This window comes from Pseudomonas sp. Sample_22 (assembly GCF_004307635.1).
Lineage (GTDB): Bacteria > Pseudomonadota > Gammaproteobacteria > Pseudomonadales > Pseudomonadaceae > Aquipseudomonas.
Window position 1 is genome coordinate 14,068 of sequence record NZ_RCNY01000015.1, and the last position, 17,275, is coordinate 31,342.

Consider the following 17,275-nt stretch of genomic DNA (forward strand, 5'->3'; position numbering starts at 1 on the left):
CATTGAGCCGGGACCTGTCAGGTATTGGTTTTCAGTTTGGTCCACAGACGCGTGGTCAAACGGGCGATAGATGCCGGCAAATCTTCCACGGTAAATAACTTGTCCATCACCGCTTTGGACGGGTAGATCGCCAGGTCCTGCTTCACCGCCGGCACCACATCGGCGTCTGCTGCGCTGTTGGGGTTGGCGTAATGGATGCTGTTGCTGATGTTGGCGATCACTTGTGGCTGCAACAGGTAATTCATGTAGGTGTAGCCGTTTTTCTCGTGGGGTGCGCTTTTGGGCATCACCACCATGTCGAACCACAACGTGGAGCCTTCATCCGGGATCGAATAGGCAATGTTGATGCCGTTCTTGGCTTCCTTGGCACTCGCCGCCGCCTGGACGATATCGCCATTGAACCCGATCACCGCGCAGACGTTGCCGTTTGCCAGGTCGCTGATGTACTTGGAGGCATGGAAATACTGGACGTACGGACGAATCTTCAGCAACGCCTGTTCAGCTTTCTTGTAATCCGCCGGTTCGTGGCTGTGGGGTGGCAGGCCCAGGTAGTTGAGCGTGATCGGCAACACCTGCGTCGGATTATCGATGATCGCTACGCCACACTCACTGAGTTTCTTGATGTTGGCCTCTTCGAAAAACAGGCTCCAGGAACGGGTAACGTCGGTGTTGCCGAAGATCGCCTTGATCTTCTCGACGTTGTAGCCGATGCCGGCAGTGCCCCACATGTAGGGGTAGCCGTACTGGTTGCCGGGATCGTTGACCTCGAGTTTTTTCATCAACACAGGATCGAGGTTTTGCCAGCCGGGCAATTGGCTCTTGTCGAGCTTCTGGATCGCTCCAGCCTTGATCAGGCGTGACAGAAAATGGTTCGACGGGCTGACCACGTCATAACCGGTGTTGCCGGTCATCAACTTCGATTCCAGCACTTCGTTGCTGTCATGGATATCGTAAGTCGCCTTGATCCCGGTTTCCTTGGTGAAATTGGTCAGGGTGTCATCGGCGATGTAGCCGTTCCAGTTGGAAATGTTCAGGGTTTCGTCAGCGTAAGCGGCTGCACAGAACGTCGAGAGCAGAGCGGCCAGGGACAGTGTTTTGACGCGCATGTTCGATCACCTTGGTGTTGAAGTGCTTTTGTTGAGAGTGAAAGGCGGTGTTCTAGATTTCAGTTCTGGCCCGGGACGCCTCTATGCGCATACGCAGCATGGCACCGATGTCGAGAAATGGTTTGGGCGGCAGCCAGCCGGGCTGGGCACGCTGCATGACCGATTGCAGCAGCGGCGAACTGGCGCCGGACGCCAACTCTGCAAGCAAGCGTCCCCACAGCGTGCCGCGTGCGACACCGGAGCCATTGCACCCGGCCACGGCAAACACGCCCTCCTCGACTTTGGCGAAGTACGGCTGCCCGGAACGTGAAGCGCTGAGGTGGCCCGTCCAGGTGTACTGGATGTCCTGCTCGCCCAACATCGGAAAGCGTCGTTGCAAACCCAGCACATGGTGCTTGCGGCGGGTCGCCAGTTGCGCGAGAGACAAGTCCTGGCTGCGGTATTCCGCGGTGTTGCGGATCATCACGCGCCGATCCGGCGTCAGGCGCACCGTGGCACCCAATGGCCGGGTCGACAGCACGCCCCAAGGCTCCACGGTGCCAAGGGCTTGAAACTCTTCATCGCTGAGCGGCCGGGTGAGGCTGGCACTTAGCTCCATCGCGAAGGTGCCGCTGTCGCTGATGCCTGAACGAGGGATGAAAGCGTTCAGGCAGACCAGCACCTGTTTCGCCTCGACGCAGCCGTTGCTGCCGCTGGCCCGAATACGCCCGCTGCTCAGGCGTTGCAGCCCACTGATTTCGGTGTTTTCGAACAGCGTCACGGTTTCCGGCAAGGCATCGAGTAAACCCTTAACGTACTTCGCCGGTTGCAGCAACGCGTTGCCATTACCGCACCAGATCGCCGCCTGGTAATGCCGGGTTCCCAGCTTCTGAATCAGTTGATCACCGTGCAGAAATTGCGCGCTGGCACCCACGGCACGCAGCGTCTGCAACTTGGCCTCGACATCGGTCAACTTGCGCGGATCGTTGACGGCGAAAAAATAACCTGACTCACGGAAATCGCAGTCGATCGCGTGCCGGGCAATGCGTTTGCGCACCTCGTCGCTGGCGGCGCGGGAAATCGTTGTGTCGACCTGAAAATCGGCGAACCCCGAGTTGCCTTGCAACTCCGCCTTGGCTGGATGTTCGTGGGCCACCACAAACCCCGAGTTTCGCGCCGATGCCCCTTGCGCAGCGCGTTGTCTGTCGACCACCACAATGCGCGCCAGAGGATGCATTTCAGCCAGTGAATGTGCGGCGCACAGGCCGGTGATGCCAGCGCCGATGATCAGCCAGTCGGCGTGTTGCGTGCCATTCAAAGGCTCACGCCGCGGCGAATCCCCCGCTTGCGCAATCCAGCCACATCTATTTTCCATGCGTCACCTCGTTAACTGTCGGCTGCGGACCGTCCTGCACGACTTCATGCCATTAATGCATGAGTTGTTTCAGAAGAAGGTCGCTATGACTAGAATCTAAAGGGACTTGATCGCGACAACCAACGTTATTAAATCATTCAGGTATTCCCTAAACGCATGGATAACATTCGCCACGTTCCTTCGTTGCAAGGCTTGCAGGCTTTGGTTGAAGTCGCCGATTCCGGCAGCTTCACCAGTGCTGCGCAAACGCTGTGCCTGACCCAAAGCGCTGTAAGCCGGAAAATCCAGCAACTGGAAAGCCATTTCGGGGTGCCGATGTTCGTCAGGACCAGCCGCAGCCTTCGATTGACCGCCGAAGGCGAGCAGGTACTGGCTAGCGCCCGGCAAATACTCGAACAGCTCAAGACCCTGGAGGAACGGATCGCACCGCGCAAACGCCCGTTCCGTATCCGCCTGCATGTGTCACTGGCCGTGCGTTGGTTGCTGCCCAGGCTGAGTGATTTCTATCGCCACCATCCAGAGGTATCGCTGGCGATAGAGACCGTGGCCACGGAAGTCGTCGAGCCTGCCAGCGACAGCGACGCGTACATCCTTTACTTGCCCGAGCCGTCTGGCGCCGCGCAATGCCTGGCGCTGTTCGAGGAAGCGCTGGTGCCAGTGTGCGCCCCCGGCCTGGCGCTGAACTCGCAGGAGGATCTTGCGCGCTTCGCGTTGCTGCACCGTTCGAGCGACAAAAATGATTGGCGACTGTGGTTGTCAGCCAATGGCGGAGAGTCACTGGAGGACTTTCGGCATATCCCGTTCAACCTCGACGAACTGGCGCTGGACGCCGCAGCGCGAGGCCTGGGTGTGGCCATGACCGACCTGACCCTGGCGGGCGAATCGATTGAACGCGGCGTGCTGGTCATTCCGTTCGGGGAGCCGCTGAAGACTCGGGGAATCTACGCGCTGTGCCTGCAACCCTCCGCGGCGTCGCACCCAGCGTGCGCGCAGGTGATGCAGTGGTTCGCCGAGCAGACCGCAAAATTGTAGGAGCAAGCCTGCTCGCGATGACGTCGGCACATTCAGTATTGATGTAACTGACACACCGCCATCGCGGGCAAGCCCGCTCCTACATTCACAGCATCAATCGTCTTCGTGCAGCTTGATGCCACGTTTATGCAGCAGGTACGGCACCATCAGCACCAACAATGTCAGGGCCATGAAAAACGCCGAGATCGGCTGGGTGAAAAATATCGTCCAGTCGCCCTCGCTGATGGACAAGGCGTTGCGCAGTTGCTTTTCGGCCATTGGCCCCAGGAGCATGCCGACAATCACTGGCGCCACCGGGAAATCGAAGCGCCGCATCAGCACACCGGCCCAGCCGATAGCCAACATCAGCAGCAAGTCGAAAGACGAATGGCGCATGCCGTACACGCCGATGGTGGCGAAGACCAGAATCCCGGCGTTCAGGTACGGTCGGGGAATCTGCAGCAATTTGACCCACAGCCCCACCAGCGGCAGGTTCAGCACCAGCAGGATGACGTTGCCGATATACAGCGAAGCCACCAGGGTCCAGACCAGGTCGGCGGAGGTTTCAAACAGCATCGGCCCCGGTTGCAGGTTGTAGTTCTGGAACGCCGCCAACAGGATTGCCGCCGTCGCCGACGTGGGAATGCCCAGGGTCAGCAACGGCACCAGCGAGCCCGTGGCACTGGCGTTGTTGGCCGCTTCCGGGCCGGCCACACCTTCGATGGCGCCCTGGCCTTTGTTGGCGGAAAACTCTTTCGGGTACTTGCTGAGTTTGCGTTCGGTGGAATAGGACAGGAACGTCGGAATCTCCGCGCCACCGGCCGGAATCGAGCCGAACGGGAAGCCGATAAACGTGCCTCGCAGCCAGGCAGGCACCGAGCGTTTCCAGTCGGCGCGGGTCATCCACAACGACGTCAGGCGATGCCGCCCTTCTGCCTGTTCCGATTGATAAAGCAGGCTGTACAGGGCCTCGCCGACGGCAAACAAACCGACTGCCACCAGCACCACTTCAATGCCGTCGACCAACTCGGGAACGCCCAGGGTGTAGCGGGCAATACCCGAGGTTGAGTCGAGGCCGATCATGCCGATGGTCAATCCGATCCCCAGCGACGCAAAGCCGCGCAGCATCGACGCGCCGAGCACTGCCGACACCGTGGTGAACGACAGCACCAGGATCGCGAAATACTCGGCCGGGCCAAAATTCAGCGCCAGCCTGGCCACCAGCGGTGCGAACAGCGTCAGCAGGATCGTCGCGATCGTACCCGCGACGAATGAGCCGATCGCCGCGGTGGCCAGGGCCGGTCCCGCACGGCCATTGCGCGCCATGAGGTTGCCCTCCAGCGCCGTGACCATGGACGACGACTCACCGGGGGTATTGAGCAGAATCGAGGTGGTCGACCCGCCGAATTGCGCGCCGTAGTAAATCCCGGCAAACATGATCAGCGCACCGGTCGGATCGACCTTGGCGGTGATCGGCAGCAGCAACGCCACGGTCAGTGCCGGCCCGATCCCCGGCAGAACGCCAATGGCAGTGCCGAGCAAACAACCGACAAACCCCCACATCAGATTGATCGGCGTCAGCGCTGCGGAAAATCCCATGGCCAGGTTTGCAAGAATGTCCACGCGGTCGATCTCCTTTGGCCTGGATCAGATCCAGGCATTGACCAGCGGCGGCAGGGAAACCCCCAGCCCGGCGTTGAACAGCCAATAAATCGGTAGCGTCAGGGCGATGCCGATAGCCAGGTCGCGCAACGGATGACGACTGCCAAAACCCCGGGCCGCGCAGGCAAACAGCAACCCGGCAGCCAGCACGAAGCCGATGAGGTTGATCAGCAGCGCCACGCCCAGGAGTCCTCCGGTCACCCAGGCCGCGCCAAGCTTGCCACCCGCTATGCCGGGATTGCTGCCGTCGAGCTCGCGGAAACCACCGCTGAGCGCCTGATAACTGAGCAAAACGCCCACCGCACACAGAAACCCCGCGACCGCGTAGGGATAGACGTACGCCGGCAGAATGACGAAGCCCATCTCGGGCGGAAACCGAAAGGCCCCCACCGCCAACACGGCGCTGAGGACGATCAGGCCGATGCCGATCGCCAATTGCGTCGGCACGACTGCACGGGACGCGGCCATCTCAGAGCAGCCCGACCTTGACCAGCATCGCACGCAACCGAACGTGCTCTTCGTCGACGAATTTGCCGAAGTCATCACCGGTCAGCACGCTCTCGGTCCAGGCATTGGTGCGAATATTGTCTTGCCAGATTTTGCTTTTGCTGGCGGCCAGCACCGCGTCGGTCACCTCTTTACGCTGTTCGGGCGTGAGGTTCGCCGCGCCGTAGACACCGCGCCAGTTCCCGATGACCACGTCGTAGCCACTTTCCTTGAGGGTGGGCGCATCGATCTCCGGAACACGCTCGGGCGCACCGATGGCGAGCACGCGGATCTGGCCATTCTTGATGTACTGACCCAATTCGGCATAGCCCCCGGTCAGCACCTTGATTTGGCCGCCCAGGGTCTGGGCGACGATCTCACCGCCGCCGCCAGTGGCGATGTAATTCACTTTATTGACCGGAACATCCAGTTTGCCGGCCAGTTCGGCAATGCCGATGTGGTCGATGGAGCCTTTTGAGCCGCCACCCCAGGTCACGCTGGAAGGCTTGGCCTTGAAGTCCTTGATCAGGTCATCCAGGGTTTTGTAAGGCGATTCCTTGCGCACGGCGATCACGTTGTATTCGGTAAACAGCCGGGCAATCGGCGTGACGTCCTTCAAGGTGATCTGCGGTTTGTTCTGTTCGATGCCCGCGACCATGATCGCCCCGACCACCAGCAACGCATTCGGGTCGCCTTTGGTGCTGTTGGCAAACTGCGCCAACCCCAACGTACCGCCCGCGCCGCCCTTGTTCTCGAAGGTGACGGCTTTGGCAGCCTTGGCTTCTATCAGGGCTTTGCCCAGCACTCGGGCCGTCTGGTCATAGCCGCCGCCTACAGAACCTGGGGCCATGAACTTGACGGTATCCAGCGCCAGTGCGGGCGTTGTGAGCGCTACAGCCACAAGGCCCACAGCCAGGCGGTGACCGACGCGACGAAACAAAGCGGACATGGTGTCTCTCCCTTTAGCATTGTTGTTATGGGTGGTATCTGCGGATAAGCGTAGAACATGGTTCCGTCGAAGGCCTGCAGAGCCTGGCGAGCCCTGCGTCACAGCCTGAAACATTCTATTGGTCGGGGTATTCCAGCCACCGAAACAGGCCATCTATCCTGAAAAGCAGCTTCGCAAAACGATCTTCAACAGGAGAACCCTGTCATGCACATCATGCTCAAGGGCTTTAGCGCGTCTTTGCTGTTGGTGGCCACTGCGGCATTTGCCCATCACGGCTGGAGCGAATACGACTCCAGCAAACCCCTGCAACTGAGCGGCACCATTGAAGCGTCCGGTTACTCACACCCCCACGGCTTCGTGAACCTGAAAACCGCAGACAAGACCTGGAACGTGGTGCTGGCGCCGCCCTCGCGCATGGAAAACCGCGGCCTGACGAAAGAAATGCTGGCAGAGGGGAATCAGGCAACGGTCGTCGGTTATCAAAACCGCAACAAGCCCGATGAATTGCGCGCAGAACGCATCACGATCGGCGACAAAACCACCGAGTTGCGCTGATGGAAGCCAACCAGGGCTGGATGGACTGGCTGAATGATTCGTCGCTCGGCTCAGCCATGCGCGGTGACTTGTGGCTGTATCCGCTGGTGGAGGTGGTGCACATCCTCGGCTTCGCAATACTGGTCGGTTCGGTGGTGATGTTCGACCTGCGGGTGCTCGGCGTATCGCGCAACATTCAGGTGACCGCTCTCGCCCGCCATCTGCTGCCATGGTCCGTGGCGGCCCTGCTGTTGATCGTACCGGCTGGTTTGATGATGTTTTCCGCCCACCCTCACGACTTCGCCTCCAATGATATTTTCATCCTCAAGCTGTGCCTGATCGCCACGGCGGGGCTCAACGCCGTGCTGTTCCATGTCGGCGTGTACCGTTCCGTCACGGCGTGGAATACCGTCAACCCTGCGCCGGGCGTGGCCAAACTGCAGGCACTGTTTTCCATCGTTCTTTGGGTCAGCGTGATTCTCTGCGGCCGATTGCTGGCCTACACCTGAACCATCCGCTGCGTTCCAGAGGTGTCTTCGAGCAAAAAAGCCTCGATATCGTGGCTCATGACCTAACCTCATAGGCTGAGTAACACAACCAGTCGAGCACGCCGATGCGCCATGCTGTGAGCTTCGTGATTCTCATCGCTTTATTGTTCGGGTCGAACGTCGGGGTGCTGTCGGCGGCGCAACCGCTCGCGCCTCCTGTTGCCACTTCAACACCTGCGCTCGCCAGCGTCTCTGAAAGTGATCTGGACGCATTGATGGTCCAACTCGGCAACCTCAAACAGCAGGTATCCCTGGCCAGCAATTACAGTCAGCTGGAAGCTCCTCAGGATCTACTTCAGGCCCTTATCCGCGAGATTGATCGGCTCACGGCGCTGTTAATGCCCGAACAGGCCCAGTTGCAGGCGCAACTGGGGGTGTTGGGGCCGACGCCCCTGCCCGGTGCCGGGCTCGAGAAATCCGAAATCGCCAGTCAGAGAGCCGCCCTCACCGAGCAAAAAAATCAGGTCGACGCCCGTCTGAAAACCCTGGAAACCCTAAAAGCCAGCGCCGCCGAACTGTTGACTCAGATCGCCGCCATCCGCCGCAGCTTGCTGGAAACCGAGGTGACCCAGCAGACCCGCAGCGTGCTCAACCCCTGGTTCTGGTCGACATTGCTCAATCCGCCAGCGGAAGATCGGCAAAAGTTCAGCGCGTTCATCCAGCAGATCCGTGCCACGCTTGGCGCCACCTGGCAGCCGGGCGAGCGCCTGTTGACCTGCCTGCTGCTCGCCCTGGCCCTGGTTTTCTGGATCTCCGGTCGTAGGGTCGCCGAACGCGGGCTGACCTGGTTGTGCATTCATCGAATGCCAGAAGGTCGCCTGCGACGAAGCTCGCTGGCGTTGGCCTCGGTAATCGCCACGATCCTCTCTGCCTGGATTGCCCTGCAGTTGCTGTTTTTTACCGTCACCCGAGAGCTGCCCCTGACGCCACAACTCAGCGGGTTTTCCCAGGACTTTGAAAAAATCATCTATACCTGCGTGCTGATCACTGGCCTGAGCCGCGCGCTGCTGTCCACCGAACACCCTTCGTGGCGGCTGCCGGCTTTTGCCGACCCGCTCGCACTGGTGATCAAACCCTTTCCCTTGCGGTTGGCCGGTGCGCTGCTGGTGCTGGTGTCGCTGGCGCAGATCACCAATGCCACCGGCATGAGCTCGCAGGTGGTGATTTCTGTCAGGGGATTTGTTGCGCTGGTCATTTCGTTATTGATCGGTTCGCTGCTGCTGCGTGTCAGCAAAACGCGCCGGGCCATGGTCATGGCTGGCACCGCCCCCGAAGCCGGTCGCACTTTGGCGGGTTTGATCTATGCCTTTGCCAGCATCGCAATCGTGATTTCCTTACTGGCCTTGCTGATCGGCTATATCTCGCTGGCACGTTTCATCACTTACGAACTGGTCTGGTTTTTTATCATTTTCGCTGGCTTCTACTTGCTGATCCAGTTGGTGAAGGACGGCTGCGAGTACCTGTTTTCCCCCCGATACTCCACGGGAAAAGCGATCAAGCAATTACTGGGCATTGGCGATACGCGCCTGGAACAGATTTCCATCATCCTGTCCGGTGCCGGTCGCGCCACGCTCCTGCTGCTGGCGTTGATCACGCTGGTGGTGGGTGGGGTCGGGTCGACGCTCGGCCAACTGGCCACCAACATTCTGGCGATCCTCGGCGGCGACGGCTTGCGCAAACTGAACATCGTCCCTGCCAACCTCTTGCAAGCCCTGCTTGCGCTGATCATCGGCATTTACCTGATCCGTTCGCTGCGGCGCTGGCTGGACAACGAATTCCTGCCGAAAACCGAAATGGACCCCGGCATGTGTGCCTCGCTCAGTACCTTGTTCTCCAACATCGGCTACGCGTTGGTGATTTTGCTGATGTTGTCGTCGCTGGGGGTCAAATGGACCAATCTGGCCTGGATTGTCAGCGCCTTGTCGGTAGGCATTGGCTTCGGCTTGCAGGAGATCGTCAAGAATTTCGTCTCGGGCATCATCCTGCTGACCGAGCGCCCGGTGAAGGTCGGTGATCTGATCAGCATCAGCGGTGTCGAGGGCGACATCCGCCGCATCAACGTGCGGGCCACCGAAATACAGCTGGCCGACCGCTCGATCGTGATCGTGCCGAACTCGCAGTTGATCTCGCAAAACCTGCGCAACGTCACCCTGGGTGGCAGCGCTCAAGGGGTGGCGACCCTCGAACTGATGTTCCCGCTGGACATTGACCCGGAACAGGTACGCAACCTGCTGTATGACACCTACAACCAGCACGAAGCCATTCTGGAGAAACCGGCGCCGGTGGTGCGCTTCAGCCAGCTCAAGCCTGAGGGCATTACGTTGACCGTCACCGGTTATGTCAGCAGCCCGCGGATGGTTACCGCGATCAAGAGCGAGTTGCTGTTCGAGATTCTCAAGCGGCTGGGCGCCGCCGGGATTGAATTGGCGAAACCGCCGGCGGCGTGATTACCGTCACGCCACAGGCGGTTTTTTGCATCAATGGGCGATGCACACCGATTTAAGCTCGGTGTAGGCCTCGATCACCGCACGACCGAACTCACGGCCCATGCCCGACTGTTTGACCCCACCGAATGGCATCGCCGGGTCGAGCAACACATGGGCGTTGACCCACACCGTACCGGCTTCGATGCGTGGCACCAGGTTCATGGCTTTGCCCAGGTCATTGGTCCACAGGCTGGCGGCCAGACCGTAACGGTTGTCGTTGGCCAGCGCGATGACGGCGTCTTCATCGTCGAAGGGCATCACACCCAGCACCGGGCCGAATACTTCTTCGCGAGCCACGGCCATGCTGTGGTTGATGTCGGCCAAAATAGTCGGCTGCACGAAAAAGCCGTCGCCCTCCAGCAGCTCGCCACCGGTCACTACCCGAGCGCCTTCCTGCCGCGCCAGTTCGATGTGCTTGAGCACGCTCTGTTGCTGCTTGCGCGATACCAGCGGGTTGATGGCCGCGTCGCAGTTCATGCCGTCGCCAATCGGCATGGCCGATACTGCCGCCGCCAGCGCTTCCACGAATTTGTCGTGAATCGAGCGATGCACGTAGAAGCGCGAAGCCGCCGCACACACCTGGCCGTTGTTCAGCAGACCGCCGAGAATCGCGCCCTGCACGGCTTTTTCGATGTCGGCATCGGCAAGCACGATCATCGGGTTTTTACCACCCAGCTCCAGGGAGAAGCGCGTCATGTTTTCCATGCACGCCACACCGACGCTCTTGCCCACGGCGGTGGAACCGGTGAACGACACTTTGCTCACCAGCGGATGGGAGGTCAGCACGCCACCCACCGAGGCACCACCACCGGTGACGACGTTGAACACGCCCGCGGGAATCCCGGCTTCGAGGGCCAATTCCGCCAGGCGCATGGCGGTCAACGGCGTTTCCATCGCCGGTTTGATAATGACGGTGCAACCGGTGGCCAGCGCCGGCATCAGTTTCCAGGCAGCGATCAACAGCGGGAAATTCCACGGCACGATGCCAACCACAACGCCCACCGGCTCACGCTTGGTGAACGCGGTGAACCTGGCACCCGGTGGCAGCGGAATCGACACGTCGAAGGTCTGGCCTTCGATCTTGGTTGCCCAACCAGACATGTAGCGCATGAACTCCACGGTGGCGTTCAGATCCAGCGCGCGGGCCATGTTGATCGATTTGCCCTGGCTCAGGGTTTCCAGTTGCGCCAGCTCTTCGGCGTGCTCCTCCACCAGGCGGGTGAAGTTCAGCAGGATGCGTTCACGGTCGGCCGGACGCAGACTCGACCACACACCGGACTTGAACGCCTGGTGCGACGACTGCACGGCACGCTCGACGATTTCCAGCGGCGCATCGAGGGTTTCGCACAACGTCTGCCCGGTGGCCGGGTTGACCACGGCGATGCTGTCGCCTTCGGCAAACACCCATTGCCCGTCGATGAAGCAGCCATGACGGCGGTCGAGAAATGCAGCTACCTGCGGCAGGATTTCAACGTTGCTCATAAATCACCTTTCGTTGAGACGAATTGTTCAGGCGCAGATCCGGCCTGATTAATGTTGTTCTTTGAGGTAGCACACGACCGCTTGACGATCATCCGCCGAGGCCATGCCCATGTAGGGCATATAGGTGCCAGGCACATAAGCCTGGGGTTGGGTGATGAGTTGCTCGATGTTCTCGGCTTGCCAGTCGATGTTCTTGTTGCGCATGGCCTGCGAATAGTTGAAGCCTTCCAGTGAGCCGGATTTGCGCCCCACCACGCCAGCCAGGTTCGGCCCCATCATGCCGGTCGCGCCTTTGCTCACGGCGTGGCAAACCCCGCATTCATTGGCAAACACTTCGGCGCCGCGGCTTTGCACCGGTGCGCAATCGGCCGCCAGCGCGGCCTGGACCAGGGTCAATGAGAGCAAACCGATGAGGGGCAAACGCAGGGAGGTGAACATAAGAAAACGCCCTTGAAAATCCACGCGCCCGCCAACAGACGAGCGCCAACACTGAAGGCGCCGGGGCAACGGTGCTCCGGCAGGTTGTGAGGGATTGTCGGCGGTCGCCGGCACAGAGGTTTTGCCCTGCGTGCCAGTCGTGTTGGCGGTTCTGCCAAACCGCTCAATCTGGCACGCACGACCAACTAATTGGCAAACAGGCAAAAGGCTCGAAAAAAGTCGCGACTTAGTATCCGGGCAGACCGCAACCCTGCGCTCAAGAACAAGAACGGATGCCACACCATGCTCAAGTCCCCCTTGCTTCGACTCTCCACGCTCGCGCTGATGATCAGCGCCGGCCAGGCCGGAGCCTACGAACTCTACGCCGATGACGACAGTCACCTGAACGCCACGCTGGAAGCGGTATTCGGCGTTTTCCACAGTCAGGAAAACTACGCCCTGTCAGGTCGTCTCGACGAAGGTTCTTCGTCGTGGCGCGAGGGTTACATCAAGTACGGCCTGAGTTTCGACCAGGGTCTGGCCGGTGTCGGTACCGCTTATGGTGCGGCGAACATGCTCAGCTCCGGCACCTGGGGCGACGGCGATGCTGCCGGTTTCAGTGACGGCTCGGAACGCACCACCAGGTTCGAAGACGCCTATCTGGGCTGGCGTTCGGCTGAGCTGTTTGCGGTGCTGGGCGCCGACGGCATCGACTTGTCGTTCGGTCGTCAGAACATCGTCGTCGGCGACGGTTTCCTGATCAACGGCGACGCCCTGAACCTCGGCAAAGGCCTGGCCGAGGGTGAATTCAACCGTGGCGGCGCCTATTGGCTGGCGGCGCGCAAGGCCTTCGACGAAACCGCGGTGTTGCGCATCGGTGGCAAGGAAGGCTGGCGCGGTGACCTGATGTGGCTGAAATCCAACAACCGTGCCCAGGCGATGACTGAAATGTACGTCGGCACCCTGGAGCACGTGTCTGAAGCCGGCACCGTTGGCTTGACCTACATCGACACCACCGACATCGACGAACAGTACGCTTCCCCGGTGCAACTCGAACGCGATGGCATGAAGACCTACAGCCTGCGTGCAACCGGCAACGCCGGGGTCAAGGATCTGTTCCTGTCCGGCGAATACGCTAAGCAGGACAAACCGCACACCGCCACCGAGGACGCCTGGTACCTGGAAGCCGGCTGGACCTTTTCCGAAGCACCCTGGACGCCCTATGCCGGCTACCGTTACAGCCGTTTCTCGGAAGGCTACGACACGCTGTTCTACGGTTTCAGCCGCGGCTTCGGCACCTGGTTCCAGGGTGAAGTGGCGGGCAACTATGCCGGTCCGTTCAACACCAACTCACGCATCCAGCAACTCAAGTTCACCGTCTCGCCGCTGGAGAACCTGACCGTGGGCGCGATGTACTTCAATTTCGACACGATCGACCGCGATCTGGGTAACACCGATGGCCACGAAATCGACCTGTACGCCGAATGGCACCTCAACGACCACATCACGGTGATGCCGCTGGTAGGCCTGTTCCAGCCGGACAAGAGCGCCGACCAGGGTGGCACGCAGTTGGGCAACAACGACAAAAACCTCTACAGCCAGCTGATCTTTGCCACAACGTTTTAATTCCAGCTAACCCCTGTAGGAGCGAGCCTGCTCGCGAAAAACGTCAGGACAACTCGGTCATTCAGGCAGCCAGCGTCATCGTTGACGTCCATCGCGACGGTGCGACGATTCGACAGGCTCGCTCCTACAGGGGATCGGGTTCGCTTCACGGAAAAAGGTATTTCCCATGCACAAAAGATTTCTCACGATCCAGAGCAAGATCGCCCTGCTCGCTGGCCTCTGCCTGTTGTTGGTGGTGGGTTTGCTGATGGGGTTATCGCTCTACCAGACACACAAAAGCAGCCAGCAAGTGGCCGAGGCCAGCGGTGAAATGCTCGCCGACGCGGACAAGGAGCACATGCAGGCGCTGGGCAAAGTCCAGGCCATGCAGGTGCAACGCACCTTCATGCAAACCCACGAGTTCGGCCAGGGCTTGTCGCGGTATTTGCTGTACCTCAGGCAACTCCAGCATCAGGGGCAACTGAACGCCATACAACTACGCCAGGAGCTGAGCACTCAGCTTCATCAGGCCCTGATCGACAAGCCCGACCTGCTCGGGCTTTACGTCATTTTTGAAGCCGACGCGCTGGACGGCGCCGACGCCGGCTTCGCCAACCAGGCAGCGTTGGGCAGCAACGAAACCGGACGCTTTTCGTTGTACTGGGTACAAAGCAAACCCGGCGAACTGCAGGCGGTGATCGGCGACGAAGGCCTGCTGGCCAACACCGAGCCGGGGCCGAGCGGCGCGCCCTACAACGCCTTCTACACCTGCGCCCGTGACACGCGTCAGGCATGCGTACTGGAACCGTACTTCGACGAAGCCTCCGGCAGTCGCAAACTGGTGACCAGCGTCGCTTTCCCGCTGCTGGAAAACGGCAAAGTGATCGCCGTGGTCGGCCTCGACATCAACCTCGCCGCGCTGCAAAACAACAGTGAAGCCAGCGCCCAGGCACTGTTCGACGGCCATGGTCAGATCAGCATCGTCAGCCCCCGCGGCGTGATCTCCGCCAACAGCCAGGATGTCAGCCGCCTCGGCCATCCGATGGACAATGCCGAGGTAATGGACGCCTTGCGTCAGGGCCAGCCAAACGTGTTTGTCGACGCGCAACAGATCAAGGTGCTCGAACCGTTGCCACCCATTGCCGGCGCCGCGCCATGGGGTGTTTTGGTGGGCGTGCCGCAAGACGTATTGCTGGCTCCCGTGGCTACCCTGCAAAAGCAACTCGCAGCTCAGGGTGTGCAAAGCACTGCGCTGGAACTGCTGCTCGGCGGCGGTTCTGCACTGCTCGGCCTGCTGCTGATCTGGTACACCGCCCAGCGCATCACCCGGCCGTTGCAATTGTTGACACGGGTCATGGAAGACATTTCCCTCGGCGAAGGTGACCTGACGCGACGTCTGCAAGTGCAATCGCGGGATGAAATCGGCCAGTTGGCAGCGGCGTTCAACCGCTTCGTGGAGCGTATTCATCAGTCGATGCGTGAGGTGTCGGCCGCAGCCCTGGGCGTCAATCAAGGGGCGCAGCGAGTGCTGGAAGCTTCCCATTCATCGCTGAGCAATTTCGACGACCAATCCAGCCGCACCAGCAGTGTGGCCGCGGCGATCAATCAATTGGGCGCCGCTGCACAAGAGATCGCGCACAACGCCTCCGATGCCTCGCATCAATCTTGCGCCGCACGGCAACAAGCAGAGGATGGGCGCCAGGTGGTGCAACGCACGATCGAGGTGATGAATGAATTGTCGGGCAAGATCAAGGCCTCGTGCGCCAACATCGAGGTGCTCAACGACAAGACCGTGAACATCGGGCAGATCCTTGAAGTGATCAAGGGCATTTCCCAGCAGACCAACCTGCTGGCACTCAACGCCGCGATCGAAGCGGCACGGGCTGGTGAAGCGGGCCGTGGCTTTGCGGTGGTCGCCGATGAAGTGCGCAGCCTCGCCGGACGCACCCAGGCCTCGGCGCTGGAGATCCAGCAAATGATTGAAGAACTGCAAGTGGGCGCCCGCGACTCGGTCACCACCATGACCGAAAGCCAGCAACACAGCGAAGAAAGCGTCACCATCGCCAACCTCGCCGGCACGCGTCTGGGCAGCGTGACCCAACGGATCGGCGAGATCGACAACGTCAACCAGTCCGTCGCCGCCGCCACCGAAGAACAGACGGCGGTGGTCGAAGCGCTGAATGTCGATATCACACGGATCAACACATTGAATCAGCAAGGGGTGGAGAACCTGCAGGCGACGTTGCGTGCCTGTACCGAACTGGAGCAGCAGGCTGGGCGACTCAATCAATTGGTGGGAAGTTTCAGGATCTGACATTGACGGCGTCCGTTACATCGCCATCGCGGGCAAGCCTCGCTCCTACAAGGATTTCTGTGGGAGTGAGCCTGCTCCGGGCAGCTTGGCAACGATGGAGCCGGCACATCCAACATCATTGTCGCCTGTCACTCGCGCCAATCTGGCATCCACAACCAACCCCATGGCATACACCCAAACATACCGCGCCGAACCGTCAGGCGCGGCGATGTCGACTGCACGACCGCCATCGCCAGCAAACCGGCTCCTACATGGATTTGTTCAATTCACCGATCTTTTCCAACCGCGCCCGTACGATGTTGCGGCTGATGTTCAGCAGTCGTCCGGTCTGCAGTTGGTTGCCATGGCAGAAGCGGTAGGCGGCGCGGAAAATGGTCTCTTCGATATGCTCGTAGAGGTCTGGAATGTTCTGTTCGAACAGTGCGTTCAACGCGGCTTCCAGGTCGACAGGGCCGGCAATGGCATGGACCGGTTGAATCGCTTGCTCCTGTTCATGACGAATGCTCGATGAGCGCATGTCCACCAGGTGCAAGTCTGCCGGTGCGACCCGCTGATTGCGGCAAACCAGCAAAGCGTGGTGAATGGAATTCTCCAACTCACGAATGTTGCCCGGCCAACTGTGTTCCAGCAGTTTTCGCTCGGCCTCGATACTCAATGAAGCGCGGTTGTAGCCCAGGCGTTGGCAATGTTCCTCGAGGAAAAATTCGGCCAACGGCAGAATGTCACCCGGGCGTTCGCGCAGCGGTGGCAGGCGGATCGTGGCGACGTGCAAGCGGTAGAAAAGGTCCTCGCGAAAATGTCCCGCCACCACCGCGTCGGCCAGGTTGACGTTGGTCGCGGCCACCAGCCGCACATTGATCGGAATCGGTGTGCGCGAACCCAGGCGCACGACTTCCCGCTCCTGCAGCACCCGCAATAATTTGACCTGCATGTTCAGCGGCAGATCGCCGATTTCGTCGAGAAACAACGTGCCCCCATTGGCCGCTTCGAACCATCCGGCCTTGGTCGTGGTAGCGCCGGTGAACGCGCCTTTTTCATGGCCGAACAATTCACTTTCCACCAGGGTTTCGGCGAAGGCTCCGCAGTTCACCGCGACGAAAGGCTCACGCCCCCGCCGGCTCAGGTGATGAATGTGACGGGCAACCAACTCCTTGCCGGTTCCGGTTTCGCCGATGATCAATGTGTTGGCTTCACTGGGCGCCAGGCGCTCAATGCGAGTGAGCAACTCCTGGGAGCGCGGATCCTTGAATACCAGAACGGTGGCCCGCACCGATTTGGTCAATTCGCGAGCGTTTGGATGAGTGATCAGCGACATGGTGCA

At 60.2% G+C, this 17,275-nt stretch carries 14 protein-coding genes; 6 read left to right on the plus strand and 8 right to left on the minus strand.

The annotated features are described in order from the left end of the window. Nucleotides 1–17 precede the first annotated feature (17 nt). Together D8U73_RS02630 and D8U73_RS02635 are read right to left on the minus strand one after the other, a co-directional pair. Nucleotides 18–1,106 (minus strand): polyamine ABC transporter substrate-binding protein, encoded by a 1,089-nt coding sequence (locus D8U73_RS02630; RefSeq protein WP_130903650.1) that lies wholly within the window; start codon nt 1,104–1,106, stop codon nt 18–20. A gap of 52 nt (nt 1,107–1,158) precedes the next feature. After that, nucleotides 1,159–2,460 carry an FAD-binding oxidoreductase gene (locus D8U73_RS02635; protein ID WP_130903651.1) on the minus strand — a complete coding sequence of 434 codons (1,302 nt, stop codon included), beginning with the start codon at nt 2,458–2,460 and terminating at the stop codon, nt 1,159–1,161. 156 nt (nt 2,461–2,616) lie between these two features. Between D8U73_RS02635 and D8U73_RS02640 the strand changes: the two genes are divergently transcribed. Further along, entirely contained in the window at nt 2,617–3,492 is an 876-nt protein-coding gene (locus tag D8U73_RS02640) for a LysR substrate-binding domain-containing protein (RefSeq protein WP_130903652.1), read from the plus strand. Between the two features lie 93 nt (nt 3,493–3,585). On the opposite strand, the gene D8U73_RS02645 is transcribed toward D8U73_RS02640, so the two are convergent. Genes D8U73_RS02645 through D8U73_RS02655 form a run of 3 tightly spaced genes read right to left on the minus strand, consistent with a single transcriptional unit; the run spans nt 3,586 to nt 6,568 of the window. Continuing rightward, nucleotides 3,586–5,094: a tripartite tricarboxylate transporter permease gene (locus D8U73_RS02645; RefSeq protein ID WP_056853744.1), complete on the minus strand. Its 1,509-nt coding sequence runs from the start codon at nt 5,092–5,094 to the stop codon at nt 3,586–3,588. A gap of 24 nt (nt 5,095–5,118) precedes the next feature. Next, on the minus strand, nt 5,119–5,601 hold the full coding sequence (locus D8U73_RS02650; protein ID WP_130903653.1) for a tripartite tricarboxylate transporter TctB family protein: 483 nt from the start codon (nt 5,599–5,601) through the stop codon (nt 5,119–5,121). Between the two features lies 1 nt (nt 5,602). Continuing rightward, nucleotides 5,603–6,568, minus strand: a complete 966-nt coding sequence (locus D8U73_RS02655) for a tripartite tricarboxylate transporter substrate-binding protein (protein ID WP_130903654.1) — start codon at nt 6,566–6,568, stop codon at nt 5,603–5,605. A gap of 204 nt (nt 6,569–6,772) precedes the next feature. Between D8U73_RS02655 and D8U73_RS02660 the strand changes: the two genes are divergently transcribed. The 3 genes from D8U73_RS02660 (at nt 6,773) to D8U73_RS02670 (ending at nt 10,097) form a co-directional block, all read left to right on the plus strand. After that, on the plus strand, nt 6,773–7,123 hold the full coding sequence (locus D8U73_RS02660; RefSeq protein WP_130903655.1) for a DUF6152 family protein: 351 nt from the start codon (nt 6,773–6,775) through the stop codon (nt 7,121–7,123). Continuing rightward, nucleotides 7,123–7,611, plus strand: coding sequence for a DUF6644 family protein (locus D8U73_RS02665; protein WP_130903656.1), 489 nt, complete (start codon nt 7,123–7,125; stop codon nt 7,609–7,611). Before D8U73_RS02660 ends, D8U73_RS02665 begins: the two co-directional genes overlap by 1 nt. Before the next feature lie 104 nt (nt 7,612–7,715). Further along, complete coding sequence (locus D8U73_RS02670) at nt 7,716–10,097, plus strand: DUF3772 domain-containing protein (protein ID WP_130903657.1); 2,382 nt, start codon at nt 7,716–7,718, stop codon at nt 10,095–10,097. A gap of 30 nt (nt 10,098–10,127) precedes the next feature. Here the strand turns inward: D8U73_RS02670 and D8U73_RS02675 are convergent, their stop codons facing one another. Both D8U73_RS02675 and D8U73_RS02680 read right to left on the minus strand, forming a co-directional pair. Continuing rightward, nucleotides 10,128–11,618 (minus strand): aldehyde dehydrogenase family protein, encoded by a 1,491-nt coding sequence (locus D8U73_RS02675; RefSeq protein ID WP_130903658.1) that lies wholly within the window; start codon nt 11,616–11,618, stop codon nt 10,128–10,130. Between the two features lie 48 nt (nt 11,619–11,666). Continuing rightward, on the minus strand, nt 11,667–12,056 hold the full coding sequence (locus D8U73_RS02680) for a c-type cytochrome (RefSeq protein ID WP_056853751.1): 390 nt from the start codon (nt 12,054–12,056) through the stop codon (nt 11,667–11,669). 282 nt (nt 12,057–12,338) lie between these two features. On the opposite strand from D8U73_RS02680, the gene D8U73_RS02685 reads away from it, so the two are divergent. Together D8U73_RS02685 and D8U73_RS02690 are read left to right on the plus strand one after the other, a co-directional pair. Continuing rightward, a complete protein-coding gene (locus tag D8U73_RS02685; protein ID WP_130903659.1) occupies nt 12,339–13,661 on the plus strand; it encodes a hypothetical protein in 1,323 nt (440 codons plus the stop codon). Between the two features lie 166 nt (nt 13,662–13,827). Further along, the gene (locus D8U73_RS02690; protein WP_130903660.1) at nt 13,828–15,954 is read left to right on the plus strand and encodes a methyl-accepting chemotaxis protein; all 2,127 of its coding nucleotides are present in this window, start codon (nt 13,828–13,830) and stop codon (nt 15,952–15,954) included. A 247-nt stretch (nt 15,955–16,201) separates the two neighbouring features. Here D8U73_RS02690 and D8U73_RS02695 read toward each other — a convergent pair whose 3' ends face one another. Beyond that, nucleotides 16,202–17,269, minus strand: a complete 1,068-nt coding sequence (locus tag D8U73_RS02695; RefSeq protein WP_130903661.1) for a sigma-54 dependent transcriptional regulator — start codon at nt 17,267–17,269, stop codon at nt 16,202–16,204. Between the last annotated feature and the right edge of the window lie 6 nt (nt 17,270–17,275).